The sequence below is a fragment of the Microbispora sp. CSR-4 genome (assembly GCF_008033685.1).
Taxonomy (GTDB): domain Bacteria; phylum Actinomycetota; class Actinomycetes; order Streptosporangiales; family Streptosporangiaceae; genus Microbispora.
On sequence record NZ_VJVX01000055.1, the window covers coordinates 35,371 to 48,072 of the forward strand.

13 protein-coding genes and 2 pseudogenes are annotated in these 12,702 nt (G+C 74.3%); 5 read left to right on the forward strand and 10 right to left on the reverse strand.

The genetic code is table 11. From position 1 onward, the window contains the following. Positions 1-83 precede the first annotated feature (83 nt). The 6 genes and pseudogenes from FLV34_RS31220 to FLV34_RS31245 all read right to left on the reverse strand — a co-directional run bounded on the left by FLV34_RS31220 (position 84) and on the right by FLV34_RS31245 (position 5,535). Positions 84-1,319 carry an APC family permease gene (locus tag FLV34_RS31220; protein ID WP_147944798.1) on the reverse strand — a complete coding sequence of 412 codons (1,236 nt, stop codon included), beginning with the start codon at positions 1,317-1,319 and terminating at the stop codon, positions 84-86. A 37-nt stretch (positions 1,320-1,356) separates the two neighbouring features. After that, positions 1,357-2,721, reverse strand: coding sequence for a pyridoxal 5'-phosphate synthase (locus FLV34_RS43300; protein WP_315985220.1), 1,365 nt, complete (start codon positions 2,719-2,721; stop codon positions 1,357-1,359). A 147-nt stretch (positions 2,722-2,868) separates the two neighbouring features. Beyond that, positions 2,869-3,576, reverse strand: coding sequence for an ATP-binding cassette domain-containing protein (locus FLV34_RS31230; protein ID WP_147944799.1), 708 nt, complete (start codon positions 3,574-3,576; stop codon positions 2,869-2,871). A 115-nt stretch (positions 3,577-3,691) separates the two neighbouring features. Further along, a pseudogene (locus FLV34_RS42790) lies at positions 3,692-3,853 on the reverse strand (GntR family transcriptional regulator); the annotation flags it as partial. 27 nt (positions 3,854-3,880) lie between these two features. Beyond that, positions 3,881-5,128, reverse strand: a complete 1,248-nt coding sequence (locus FLV34_RS31240; RefSeq protein ID WP_142651372.1) for an RNA polymerase sigma factor — start codon at positions 5,126-5,128, stop codon at positions 3,881-3,883. Beyond that, the gene (locus FLV34_RS31245; RefSeq protein ID WP_205831041.1) at positions 5,125-5,535 is read right to left on the reverse strand and encodes a YciI family protein; all 411 of its coding nucleotides are present in this window, start codon (positions 5,533-5,535) and stop codon (positions 5,125-5,127) included. The genes FLV34_RS31240 and FLV34_RS31245 overlap by 4 nt, the downstream gene beginning before the upstream one ends. A 185-nt stretch (positions 5,536-5,720) precedes the next feature. Between FLV34_RS31245 and FLV34_RS42795 the strand changes: the two genes are divergently transcribed. Beyond that, positions 5,721-5,978: a hypothetical protein gene (locus FLV34_RS42795; protein ID WP_147944800.1), complete on the forward strand. Its 258-nt coding sequence runs from the start codon at positions 5,721-5,723 to the stop codon at positions 5,976-5,978. Positions 5,979-5,988: 10 nt separating this feature from the next. Further along, positions 5,989-6,168 (forward strand): DUF3099 domain-containing protein, encoded by a 180-nt coding sequence (locus tag FLV34_RS31255; protein ID WP_142651370.1) that lies wholly within the window; start codon positions 5,989-5,991, stop codon positions 6,166-6,168. A gap of 13 nt (positions 6,169-6,181) precedes the next feature. On the opposite strand, the pseudogene FLV34_RS31260 reads toward FLV34_RS31255, so the two are convergent. Continuing rightward, a pseudogene (locus tag FLV34_RS31260) lies at positions 6,182-6,685 on the reverse strand (alpha/beta fold hydrolase); the annotation flags it as partial. A 381-nt stretch (positions 6,686-7,066) separates the two neighbouring features. Here FLV34_RS31260 and FLV34_RS41855 point away from each other — a divergent pair. Continuing rightward, a complete protein-coding gene (locus tag FLV34_RS41855) occupies positions 7,067-7,405 on the forward strand; it encodes a hypothetical protein (protein WP_222709683.1) in 339 nt (112 codons plus the stop codon). Positions 7,406-7,460: 55 nt separating this feature from the next. On the opposite strand, the gene FLV34_RS31270 is transcribed toward FLV34_RS41855, so the two are convergent. The 3 genes from FLV34_RS31270 to FLV34_RS31280 all read right to left on the reverse strand — a co-directional run bounded on the left by FLV34_RS31270 (position 7,461) and on the right by FLV34_RS31280 (position 10,350). Next, complete coding sequence (locus FLV34_RS31270) at positions 7,461-8,285, reverse strand: pentapeptide repeat-containing protein (protein WP_222709686.1); 825 nt, start codon at positions 8,283-8,285, stop codon at positions 7,461-7,463. Between the two features lie 246 nt (positions 8,286-8,531). Further along, positions 8,532-9,278 (reverse strand): SDR family NAD(P)-dependent oxidoreductase, encoded by a 747-nt coding sequence (locus tag FLV34_RS31275; RefSeq protein WP_147944803.1) that lies wholly within the window; start codon positions 9,276-9,278, stop codon positions 8,532-8,534. A 160-nt stretch (positions 9,279-9,438) separates the two neighbouring features. Beyond that, complete coding sequence (locus FLV34_RS31280) at positions 9,439-10,350, reverse strand: LysR family transcriptional regulator (RefSeq protein ID WP_222709684.1); 912 nt, start codon at positions 10,348-10,350, stop codon at positions 9,439-9,441. Between the two features lie 257 nt (positions 10,351-10,607). Here FLV34_RS31280 and FLV34_RS31285 point away from each other — a divergent pair, with 257 nt between their 5' ends. Further along, the gene (locus FLV34_RS31285) at positions 10,608-11,267 is read left to right on the forward strand and encodes a TetR/AcrR family transcriptional regulator (protein WP_147944815.1); all 660 of its coding nucleotides are present in this window, start codon (positions 10,608-10,610) and stop codon (positions 11,265-11,267) included. 73 nt (positions 11,268-11,340) lie between these two features. Next, the gene (locus tag FLV34_RS31290; RefSeq protein ID WP_187280783.1) at positions 11,341-12,657 is read left to right on the forward strand and encodes a cell wall metabolism sensor histidine kinase WalK; all 1,317 of its coding nucleotides are present in this window, start codon (positions 11,341-11,343) and stop codon (positions 12,655-12,657) included. Positions 12,658-12,702: the final 45 nt, after the last annotated feature.

Genomic DNA, 12,702 nt, shown 5'->3' on the forward strand with positions numbered 1-12,702 from the left:
GACTCACCTGTGGACTCACCGGGCTTGAGGCTTCGGGTCGCATCCGCTCATCGTAATCGGCTGCGAGTCTCAAGCCGTTCGCGTCAGGTGAGGGCCCGGCGCAGGGCGTAGACGGCGACGCCTGCCGCCAGCACGGCGGCCCCGGAGACCACCGACGACAGCGGCAGGGCGAAGGCCAGGACCAGGCACCCGGCCAGGCCGATGACGGGCATCGCCCGCGGCGGCCGTCCCTCATCCGGGCCGAGGGTCCAGGCACTGGCGTTGGCGATGGCGTAGTAGACCAGCACGCCGAAGGAGGAGAACCCGATCGCGCCGCGCAGGTCCGCGGTCGCGGCCAGGATCGCCACGACCGCGCCGACGGCCAGCTCGGCGCGGTGCGGCACCCCGAATCGCGGATGCACGGCGGCGAGGGCGTGCGGCAGGTGCCGGTCGCGGGCCATGGCCAGCGTGGTGCGCGACACCCCGAGGATCAGCGCGAGCAGCGAGCCGGTCGCGGCGACCGCGGCGCCCGCCTGTACGACCGGGGCCAGGCCGGGAAGCCCGGCCTCCCGCACGACGGCGGCCAGGGGCGCGACCGCCTCGCCCAGCCGGGCGCCGCCCAGCACGCTGAGCGCGGCCACCGCGACCGCCGCGTAGACGACCAGGGTGAGCCCGAGCGCGAGCGGGATCGCGCGGGGGATGATCCGCGCCGGGTCGCGCACCTCCTCGCCGAGGGTGGCGATGCGGGCATACCCGGCGAAGGCGAAGAACAGCAGGCCCGCCGCCTGCAGCACCCCGCCGGTGGTGGCGTCGGCGCCGACGTCCAGCCGCCCCGGGTCCGCGGCGGCGGAGGTGAGACCTGCGACCACCACGGCGGCCAGCACCGCGAGGACGACCCCGACGATGACGCGGGTGAGCCAGGCGCTCTTGTGGATCCCCGCGTAGTTCACCGCGGTCAGCGCCACCACGGCCGCCACCGCCACCGCGTGGGCCTGCTCCGGCCACACGTAGGAGCCGACGGTCAGCGCCATCGCCGCGCACGAGGCGATCTTGCCGACGACGAACGCCCACCCCGCCAGGTAGCCCCAGAAGTCCCCCAGCCGCTCCCGCCCGTACACGTACGTGCCGCCGGAGGCGGGATAACGCGCGGCCAGCCGGGCCGAGGAGGTCGCGTTGCAGTAGGCGACCACCGCGGCGGCGGCCAGCCCGAGCAGCAGCCCGGACCCGGCCGCCCGCGCCGCCGGAGCCAGGGCGGCGAAGACACCCGCGCCGATCATCGACCCCAGCCCGATCATCACGGCGTCGGCCAGGCCCAGGCGGCGCTTCAGCGGTCCCTCCATGCTCACCACAGGTCCCGGTGGAGGCGGGCGTCGCGTCTCAGGGCCACAGGCGGTGCCGGGCCCAGGCGTCGTCCTGCCGGGTGTAGCGCAGGCGGGTGTGTCGGCGGTCGCGGTCGGCCTGCCAGAACTCGACCTCGTCCGCGCGCACGCCGTACACGGTCCATCCCGGCGCGACCACCCCGGGATCGGCCTCGATCGCGGCGTGCGCCGCGCGGAGGGCCGCGTCGAGGTCGGCGGGGTCGTCGAGCACCTGCGACTGACGGCCGGTCAGCGCGTCGGCCCGCGCACCGGGCGAACGCGCGAGGAAGTCGGCCGCGCCGCGCTCGGCGTCCGCAGGCCCGGCCGCGCCCCGCACCCGGATCTGCCGGCCCTGCTCGGGCCAGTGGAAGCACAACGCGGCGTACGGCGTGGCGGCCAGCTCCCGGCCCTTGCGGCTGCCCGCGCCGGTCGCGAAATACCAGGTGCCGTCCGGCGCGAGGTCCTTGCAGATCAACACGCGGGAGGACGGCCGTCCCTCGGCGTCGGCGGTGGCCAGCGACATCGCGTGCGGTTCACGCACCCCGGCCTCGACGGCCGAGGTCAGCCACTCCACGAACAGGGCGACCGGGTCGGACGGCGCGGCGTCGACGTCGAACTCCGGCAGTTCGGTGTCGAAGACCGCAAGCCCCCGCAGCAGATCACGAATCGAACCCACCACAAGACTCTCCGTCATGATCACTCCTCCACTCCGCGTCCGCTGACGAGCGTCCGCTGACGAGGCGGCGCCTCGGCGACGTTCCATTGGATCATCCCCGGCCCGGTCGCTCGTCAGCCGGGTCGCCGACCTCCCTGCCCGACGGCTCCACCCAGGCGGCGCGCACCAGCCGGGCGTCGTGATCGTCCAGCACCACGGTGCCGGACAGCTCGATGCGCGCGGGCTCGGCGTAGTAGTCGTCAGCTGGAACAGGGTGAACATCGTCACCGTCACCCCGGCCACGACCAGCGCCATCGCGGGCAGCGTACGCCGGAACAGGGCGCCTGCCGCGGTGCCCAGCGCGAACGCGTACAGCCACCATGCCGCCGGATCCACCCCGACCATGTTGAACACGCCGATGTTGCCGAACGTCGAGTCGGCCCCCGATCTGAACACCGGCCGCCACAGGCTGACCATGAGCGACAGCAGCAGCCCGCCCGCCACGACCGCCGCCCCCAGGATCGGCAGCTTGACCGCCAGCCACCGCCCTACGGGCACCGCCTGGGTCCAGGCCAGGCGGTGGGTGCCGCGCTCGTACTCCCGGCCGAGCAGCGGTGCGCCCCAGAACGCCCCGATCAGCGCGGGGGCCACCAGCGGCATCCAGCCGAACACCGAGTAGACCGCGTCGTAGCGGCGCTCCAGTGCCGCCGCCAGGTCTCCGCAGGCCACGGCGGGCCCGGGGCAGCCGGGCGGGGCGTGCTCGGATATGTACCCGGATCGCCTCCACGGCCGACCCCAGCAGCAGCATCCCCAGCAGCGCCAGGAGGGCCGCCGTCACGAGGATCTGCGCCCGGTGCTGACGCCAGGTCACCCAGATCACGCGCCCACCCCCGTCAGCTTGGGCAGTGCCGCCGACTCGGGGCTGCGCAGGTAGCCCATGACGAGCTCCTCCAGCCCCGGCCTGCGCGCCTGGTGGCGGGGATCGAGCGGGGGTGTGCCCCTGACCAGCATGCTGACCTGCCTGCCGGTGCGGCTCGCGCTCACCACCTGCGCTCCCGGGATCGGCGCGTCGTCCGGCCCGGTGACCACGAGATGCCCGTCGAGCAGCTCCTCGATGTCGCCGCTGACCTGCAGCCGGCCCGCGTTGAGCACGATCAGCCAGTCGCACGTCTCCTCCAGGTCGGAGACGACGTGGGAGGACAGCAGTACGGTCAGCCCCCGCTCGGCCACCTCCGCCATGATCGAACGCATCACGTCGTGGCGGGCCAGGGGGTCGAGGTTCGCCAGCGGCTCGTCCAGCACGACCAGGTCGGGCAGGCCCGCCAGTGCAAGGGTCACCGCCACCTGCGCCCGCTGGCCGCCCGACAGCCTGCCCACCTTCCGCCGCAGCGGGATGCCCGGCCCCGCGAGCCGCGCGGCGGCGGCCTCTCCGTCCCAGCGCCGGTTCATGCGGCGGCCGAAGGCGAGCATGTCGGCGACGGTGAAGCCGTCGTACAGCGGCTTGTCCTGTGCCACGAACGCCACCTCGCCGGCGACGCGGACGCCGCCCAGCGCGGGCCGCAGCAGGCCGACGGCCGCGTGCATGAGGGTGGTCCAGCCCGGCCGCGCGGGCCTCGCGCACCCACGCCTCCAGGCCGCGTCGCAGCCGGGTGTGGTCGGCGAGCGTCGGGCCCGCGATGCCCTGCCGGACGAACGTCCCCATCCCCGGCCGTCCCTCGACAAGACCTTCGCGCTCCAGCTCCCGGTAGGCCTTGAGCACCGTGTTGGGGTTGATGGCCAGGCTCTCGACCACCTCGCGAGCGGTCGGCAGCTGGTCGCCGGGCCGCAGCACACCCAGCCGCAGCGCCTGTTTCACCTGGTGGACGAGTCGCTCGTCAGGTGGCGCTCGTCAGGTGGCGTCACCCAGGCGGGCGGCGCGGGCGTACAGGTAGCGGCGGCGCGGCAGCGTGGCCGCCCGCCGGGCCGCCGCCAGGTAGGCCTCGCGGGCCGTCGCCCGCTGCCCGGCCATCTCCAGCAGGTGCGCGCGCACCGCGGGCAGGCGGTGGTCGCGGGCGAGCCGTTCGTCGTCCTCCAGCCCGTCGAGCAGGTCGAGCCCCGCGCGCGGGCCCCGGCTCATCGCCACCGCCACCGCGTGGTTCAGCAGCGTCACCGGGTTGTCCGACATCCCCGCCAGCACCTCGTACAGCGCCGCGATCTGCGGCCAGTCGGTCGCCTCCGCGCTCGGCGCCTCGTCGTGCAGGGCGGCGATCGCCGCCTGCACCTGGTAGGGCCCGGGCGCACCCCGCGACAGCGCCGCCTCGACCAGCTTCACGCCCTCGGCGATGCCGGCGGCGTCCCACAGGGCGCGGTCCTGCTCGGCCATCGGGATCGGCGTGCCGTCGGGGGCGGTACGCGCGGCGCGGCGGGCGTCGGTGAGCAGCATCAGCGCGAGCAGCCCGGCCGTCTCGCCGTCGTCCGGCAGCAGCCGGTGGACCAGGCGGGCCAGCCGGATCGCCTCGGCCGTCAGGTCCTCCCGGCCGAGCCCGGTCTCCCCGGCGTACCCCTCGGTGAAGATCAGGTAGAGCACGTGGAGCACGGCGCGCAGCCGCGCGTCGCGGTCGGGCTCGGCGGGCATGCCGAACGGCAGGCCGCTGTCCCTGATGCGCTGCTTCGCCCGGGTGATGCGCCGCGTCATCGTCGCCTCCGGCACCAGGAACGCCCGGGCGATCTGCGCGGTGGTCAGGCCGCCGACCGCGCGGAGGGTCAGGGCGATCTGCGACGCGGGCGACAGCGCGGGATGGCAGCACAGGAACAGCAGGATCAGCGTGTCGTCGGCCCCGGCCGCCGACGGAGCGTCCGCGGCGGGAGCGAGCCGCCACTCCGGAAGCGCCCGCCTGCCCGCGGTGTCCTCCCGCTCGCGCCGGGCCTGCTCGGCGCGCAGCAGGTCGGTGAGCCTGCGGGCGGCGACGGTGACGAGCCAGCCCATCGGGTTGTCCGGCAGGCCGTCCTGCGGCCAGCGGACGGCGGCGGCCAGCAGCGCCTCCTGCACGGCGTCCTCGGCGGCGTCGAAGTGACCGTAGCGGCGCACGACCGCGCCGAGGACCCGCGGCGCCAGGCGGCGCAGCAGGTCCTCGGTCTCGCCGTCAGGCGTCGTCACAGCTCCGGCTCGGCCTGCCACTCGTCGATCGGGCGGATGTCCACATACCAGTCGCGGGCCACCGCGCTCTCGGGATGGGGAGTGTTCGCCAGGCGCGCGGCGATCTGCGTGGCCCGGTCGAAGCTGTCGCACTCGACGATCGTGTAGCCGGCCAGGACCTCCTCGGTCTCGGCGTACGGGCCGTCGGTGACGACGGGGACGCCCTCACGCAGCCGGATCCTGCGGGCGTGGACGGGGGCGGTCAGGCCCTGGGCATCGACGAACTCCCCCGACTTCACCAGCTCCTCGTTCCACTCGCCCATGAACGCGTGCATGGCCGCGGCCTCCTCGGCCGACCAGGCGGGCCCGTCGCCCGGCCGTCCCGCCAGGGCGTCGTAGTCCTGCTGCGAGCCGTACAGCATGATCATGTATTTCACCGTTCGCTCCTCTCCGGCGGGCGTCCTGCGCACCGCTTCGTCAGGGACGTCGAAGCCGGCCCCCGGATCCGGACACACCCCCGGGAAGAAAGATGTCCGGCCGCTGTGCCGGAGCGTCCGCGGGCCCTGTCAAGGCAGGGAGCATGGGGAAAGTTTCACACGCGGGTGCCCGGGATGTGCCCCGGATCAGCGCGTACGTCCCCGCTGATTCGTGCGCGGAGGTCACCGTGCCGCTCGACCACCGCCGTCCCCCCGGCCGGACGATCACGATCACCATCTCGCGGCTGCCCGCGACCGACCCCGCCCGGCGGCGCGGCGTGCTGCTCACCACCGGAGGCGGTCCCGGGGGGCCGGGCGTGCCGCATCACCGGCACGCTCCCGCCCGCCGACGTCGCCTGCTGACCCCACCGGCCCCGGCCGTTCTCGGGAAATAGGCTGAACACCGTGCAGCGCCGCAAGCGGACGTACCTGATCATGATGGCCACGTGTCTCACGCTGTTCGTCCTGGCCGGAACGGTCGTGCGGGAGATCTCGCCCGTGGCCGCCCTGGTGATGTCCGCGGTGGCGCTGGTGATCCCGCCGTTCGCCGTCATCATCGCCAACCGCAACAACCGGCGCGAGTGAATCAGCGGGTGAATCAGCGGGTGAGCAGGGCGCGCAGTGCCCCGGCGACGCCCGCCGGGTCCTCCTCCGCCATGAAGTGCCCGCTCGCGACCGTCGTGTGCACCAGGTCGGGGGCCCAGACGTCGAGGAAGTGGCCGAAGAAGGCGTCGGCGCTCGCGCCGATCATCCGCTCGGGCAGGCCGGGCGGCTGGGCCATCAGGTAGAGGTGGAAGCCGACGGCGGCGCCCGCGCCGTGCATCACCTCCCACATGTCCAGCGTCGGCAGCACGTCGAGGCAGGCCAGGTGGCTGATCGCGGCCGGGTGGTCGAGCCCGGCGCGGAAGGCGACCAGCGCGCCGCGGTCGTGCCCGGCCAGCGCGAACCGCTCGTGCCCGAGCGCCCGCGCCAGGGCGACGACGTCGGCTGCCATCGTGCGCTTGGAGTAGGTGTCGCGCCCGGCCTCGGCCGGCCTGTCGCTGTCGCCGTAACCGCGCAGGTCGGGACAGATCACCGTGTGATCGGCGGCCAGGGCGGCGCTGGGCCCGTGCCGAACGCTCCCGCCTGGGCGAGCTGCGGCTGCACGCGGTCGAACGGCATGCGCAGGCCCGGCTGGACCTGGGGCGGGCGGCCTGCGGGCGGCGCGCGAGCACCGCGTGGCCACCGTCGAGGCGGCCGAGGAACTCGGCGACGCGGAGCTGACCGCACGGGTGATCGGCGCCTTCGACGTCCCGGCCATCTGGACCCGGTCCGACGACCCCGCGCAGGTCCAGGCGCAGCGCCCGATACCACGCGGTGAACGCGCCCGCCAGGGGCCGCTCGTGCGCCGGCATGCCGGGCGTGGAGCACGGCCTGCTGCCGCTCGCGCTGCTGTGCCTGCGCCTGCGGCACGGGCAGCCCCCGCCCGGCGCCGATCCCGCCGGTGAGCACGTCGACTGGGGGGCCGTACGCGCCGTGGGCCAGGCCCCTGGTGCTGCTGGCGCGCGACCGCCGCGCCGAGGCGGCGGCGGCGCTGCGTGCCCTGCCCGAGCCTCCGCACGACCTGCTGACGGAGGCCCTGTGGTGCCTCGCCGCACGGGCGGCACTCGCGCTGGGCGACCGCACGACGATGGAACGCGCCCACGCCGCGCTGCTGCCCGCGGCGGGCGAACTGGCCGGGGCGGGCAGCGGCATGCTGACACTCGGCCCGGTGGCCGCGCACCTGGACGACCTGCGCGCCCCGCTGCGCCGCCCGGCAGGAGCCGCGCCGAGCCGGTCGTGAGCCTGCGTTCCTCTGCGATACCTCCCGGTCGCCGGCGCGTGCGGCGGGCCGGTGGCTACCCGCGCCGGCGGCGGGGGCGCGGACGGCGGGTGGAGGCCCGTTCCGGCGCGGCGGACGGGCCGGCCTGCGTGGCCGGCCAGTGCGCCGGGCGGGTGAGGGCCGGGGGCAGCTTCGTGGCGGCGTCTCCCCTGGCCGCGTTCACCTGGACCTGGGTGAGGAAGACGCTCCCGGTGAGGTCGGCGCCGCCGAGGTCGGCCCCGCGCAGGTCCGCGCCGATGAGGTCCGCGCCCCTCAGGTCCGCTCCGCGCAGATCGGCCCCGATGAGGTAGGCGCCCCTCAGGTTGGCGCCGCGCAGGTCGGCTCCCCGCAGCCGGGCGCCGATCAGGTCGGCTCCCCTGCGGTCGGCGGCGGCACGGCCCCCGGCCGACGCCCGCACCAGCTCACTCGTCCGCAGCAGCAGCACGTTGACCTTGTCGCGGTGGGCGGCGACGTCCACCCCCAGCAGGTCGGCGGGGGTGCCCGTGGTCAGGCGTTCGGTCTCCTCGAACGCGGCGCGCAGCTCGGCGTGGATGGGGCGGGTCACCGGCAGGGACATCGCCTCGTCCAGATACCACAGCAGCTCGTGCAGGTGCCGTACGACCGGGAAGACCTCGAACATCTGCGCCGCGATCCCCGGATCGTCGCGCCAGCTACGGCCGAAGGTGACCTGCGAGACCTTCTGCCCCGCCCCGAAGCAGTCGTAGACGGTGCAGCCGGGAAAGCCGCTGTCGCGCAGCCGCGCGTGGATGCCGCAGCGGAAGTCGTCGCGCAGGTTGGGGCACGGCCGCCCGGCGTCCTTGCTGATCGCGAAGTCGGCCGAGGCGGCGAAGGGCAGCGCCACGCAGCACAGCCCGAAGCAGTTCGCGCAGTCGGCCCGCAGGCCGGCCCGTCCCCCGCCGGGGCCGGCCGATGCCGTGGCGCGGGCGTCCCCGTGGTCGTGCGTGTCGGGCACCGTGCCTGATCTCCTCGTGTTCCGTGGGCGCGCGGCCGCTCGCCGTCCCGCTAGAACGTATCCCACCGAACGCACGCGGTGCGCCCGGCGGCCAGCCCCGTGAGGCGGCCGGCCGCCGGGCGCGAGGCACACGGGTCACACGGCCACGCGGCCGCCGTCCACGTGCAGGGTCGTGCCGTGGACGAAGCTCGCCCGTGGCGAGGCCAGGAACACGATGGCCTCGGCGATCTCCTCCGGGCTCGCGGGGCGTCCGGCGGGCCCGGCCTGAGCGAGGTCGTCGAGGTCCCCGCCCATGGGGGCGGTGCCCTCGGTGCGCGTCGGGCCGGGGCTCACCGCGTTGACCCGCACGCCCCGGGGGCCGAACTCCGCCGCCCAGGACTTCGTCAGGAGCACCACCGCGGCCTTGCTCGACCCGTACAGGCTCATGCCGGCGAGGCCGAACTCGGCGACCATCGTGGTCACGTTGACGATCGCGCCGTTGCCCCGGGCGGCCATGGCCGGAGCGAGTTCGGCGACAAGGAAGTACGGAACCTTGACGTTCAGGTCGAAGACCGCGTCGAAGTCCCGTTCACTCGTCTGGGCCGTGGGCCCGAACGGATAGATCCCGGCGTTGTTCACGAGCACGTCCACGTGCCCGAGCAGCGCGGTCGCGCTCCTCGCCAGAGAACGCGCCGACGGCTCGTCGCGCAGGTCGGCCCGCACGAAGTGGGCCTCGCCGCCGAGAGCGCGGATCTCCTCGACCACTTCCTTGCCCCGCGTCTCGTCTCGGCCGGACAGCACGACCCGGGCGCCGAGCCGGGCCAGCGCCCGGGCGGTCGCCCGCCCGATGCCGCTGGTGCCCCCGGTTATCAGCGCGCCGGTTCCCGACAGTTCTGCGGTCATCGCTTCCACCTCTGCTGATTCACTGATCCTTCCGACCGGTCGCCGAGTCAGGCGACCGGGTGCGCAGGGTGCAAGCTCCGGCCGGGTACGGGAACTTCCGGAACGGTCATAGTGGTGGCCGATGACGGCCATCAGGTGTTCCTCTGGCCGGCTGGGATGATCACCGCGCGCCGTCCGGGTCGGGGAAGCCCGCGATGAAGTCGGCCAGGTCGCGGCGGCGCGAGGTCGCCGGCCAGACCACCCAGGTGCGCCGGACCAGCGGGTGACCGGCCAGGGGCGACCACGCGACGGCCGGAGGCAGCGGCTGCGGCCACTGCGGCGGCGCCAGTGCGAACCCCCTGCCCGTGCTCACGGCGGCGAGCTTGACCTCCGCGATCAGCTCCTGCCCCTCGGGTGCGGCAGGGCCGAGGTCAAGGCCGTGGCTGCGCAGGATCGCGGTCAGTTCGCCGAACCAGGCGGGGCTGCCGGAACGCGGGAAACCCACCCATTCCAGCCCGGTGAGCTCCTCCAGCCGGATGCCGTCGGGGCCACGCAGCTCGGCGGCCCGGTCGGCCGCGAGGAGCACGCCGAGCCGCTCCCTGGAGACGAGCATCGCGTCGAACTCCTGCCCCGGCGGACGCTCCCTGAGCAGGCCCACGTCGAGCTCACCGGCCTGCAGCGCGGCCAGTTGCGCCGCCGTGGACAGATGACGCGCCTGCACGCGGGTGCCGGGGTGGGCCACGGCGAGCTGCTCCAGCGGCGGGCCGAGCAGGTCGGACGGCACCTCAAGGGGAATCCCCACGCGCAGCACCCCGCCGTCCCCGCTCGCGTACGCGGCCATGGTCCGCAGTGCCCGATCGTGCCGGGCGAGCACGGCGCGCGCCTCGGCGAGCAGCGTCATCCCCGCCTCGGTGGGCCGGACTCCGGCGCTGCCGCGGACCAGCAGCTTCACCCCCAGCCGGCGCTCCAGCATGCCGACGGTCTGGGACAGCGCGGGCTGGCTCAGGTGCAGCCGCCGCGCCGCGGCCGACATGCCGCCCTCCTCGGCCACCACGACGAACGCCCGCAGTTCCCGCAGTTCCATGCCCGCCATTTCACCCTCCCGGGAGCGGCGCGGCGCGAGTGACCGGCGCCTGCCCCCGGATCCCCTCGCGGCCGGCCGGGGTCGTCGGCGGTCGTCGGTTCTGTGCCCTCTCCCACGCGAAGCGGTGCCGCATCCGTGTCGTGCGAGCGGCGCATAAACCCGGCACTGGACGATTTGGTCCAGTATGTGGTGGTATGTCGTAATTGTCAAGGTTGCTCCTCCGGCATGCCCCGGCAGGGCCGCTGTGGCCGAAGGTGGGGTTGCACATGGCCGTTCGAGGGCCGGAAAAGGGTTCTGCGAGGCTCACCGCACGCGGCGCGGCCACTCGCCGGCGCATCGTCGAGACCGCCGCGGACCTCATGTTCCGGCAGGGGGTGGCGGCGACGCCCCTCGATCAGGTGGTGGACGCCTGCGGCATCAGCAAGTCGCAGCTCTATCACTACTTCCCGGACAAGGACGCGCTGGTCGCCGAGGTGATCGCGATGCGGGAGCACCTCGTGGTCTCCGCACAGAAACCGCAGCTCGACCAGGTGCGCTCGATGCGAGATCTCGAACAGTGGCGCGATTCGCTGCTGGCGAATCTTCGGGAGCGCGGCATGCCGTACAAGTGCCCGATCGGCTCGCTGGCCAACGAGCTGTCCGGCCGCAGCGACGACGCCCGCCAGTCGCTGGCAGAGATCTTCGGCGCATGGCAGGGGCTGATCGCGGACAGCCTCGCCCGGATGCGGGAGAACGGCGAACTCGATCCCGGGGTGGACCCGGGAGAACTCGCCGTCGGGGTCATCGCCGCCCTGCAGGGGGGCTACCTGCTCGCCGAGACGATGCAGGACGAGCAGCCCTTCATGGTCGCCCTCGACATGGCACTCGACCACGTGAAAGCGCACGTCAAGACCCCTGTCACCAATTTGACACAATCGGATAACTGACCGCAAAGTGGACGCAATCGTCCACTCTGCCTTGGTGGTGGCCCACCGGGGGCGGCAGGAAATGGTGAGGCCGATGCGGTTCCTGCACTCGCTGCAGGCGCGCTACACGACAGCGGCGACGACGCTGTTATTCCTGATCACGGCCTTGGGCGGCGTTAGCCTGGACCTGGCCGTCCGATACAGGATCGAGGACCGGGTGTTCTTCGACGCCGAGCAGGTCGCCGCCCGGTGGAGCGCGCAGGTGCGCAGCGGCACACTGCCGCACCCCGCCTCCGTCTCCGGCGCCATCCACCTGGTCCAGCTGGTGGACGCCCGGGGCAGGATCCTGGTCGCCAGCCCGGACGCGGCGGGGCGGCCGCGGCTGAGCATGCTCCGGCCCCCGGCCGACGACCGGCTCCAACGGCGCGTCGAATGCGCCCCGGGCAGGCCGTGCCTCCTGCTCATGGCCAACCGGGTGTCGCCGGCCCCCGATGCCCCCGTCGTCTACGCCGGGACGGTCGAGCCGCCCCTGTGCGGGACGCACCGCCTCGAATACCTCATCGGAGGGGCCGGGCTCCTCATCGTCCTGTCGGGCGCCCGCCTGATGTGGTGGATCATCGGCCGGGCGCTGCGCCCCGCCGAGCGCCAGGCCCAGTTCGCCGCCGTCACCTCCCACGAGCTCAGGACACCGATCACCGGGCTGCGGCTGCAACTGGAGGAGGCGCTGATCCACCCTGACCAGGTCAACCCCCGCGACACCATCCGGGGGGCGCTGTCGGCCGCCGGCCGCCTGGAGGCGATCGTGCAGGACCTGCTGGTGATGGCCCGGCTACGCGACGGCCGGGCGGAGCCGCACGAGCCGATCGACCTCGCGGCACTGGTCACCGCAGAGGCGGACACTCACTACGGCGGCACGCCGGTGAAGGTCTGCACGTCCGGGGACGTGTGGGTGCACGGCTCGCGGATCCAGCTGATCCGGCTGGTGGGCAACCTGCTGAGCAACGCGCGGCGGCACGCGGAGACCGGCGTCACGATCGGCGTCGCATCCGCCGACGGCCGGGCGGTCGTCACCGTGACCGACGACGGGAACGGCATCGCGCGCGCCGACCGCGAGCGGATCTTCGAGCGGTTCACCCGCCTGGACGAGGGGCGGTGCCGGGACTCCGGCGGCACCGGGCTGGGGCTCGCGATCTCCCGCGACATCGCCCACGCCCACGGCGGAACGCTGCGGATCGAGGACTCCCCACGCGGAGCACGGTTCGTCCTCCGGCTGCCGCTCCTCGACCGGAAAGCGACCGGCGGGCGGCGTTCCCCCCGTCCCGGGTGGACGGACCACGGCCGGGAGTCCGGACCGGAGCCGGGGCCAGAACCGGAACCGGGGCCAGAACCGGAACCGGGGCCGGACCGCTGACGACCCGGTGACCGGCGGCGGGCGCGACCACTCCACTCCACCCGC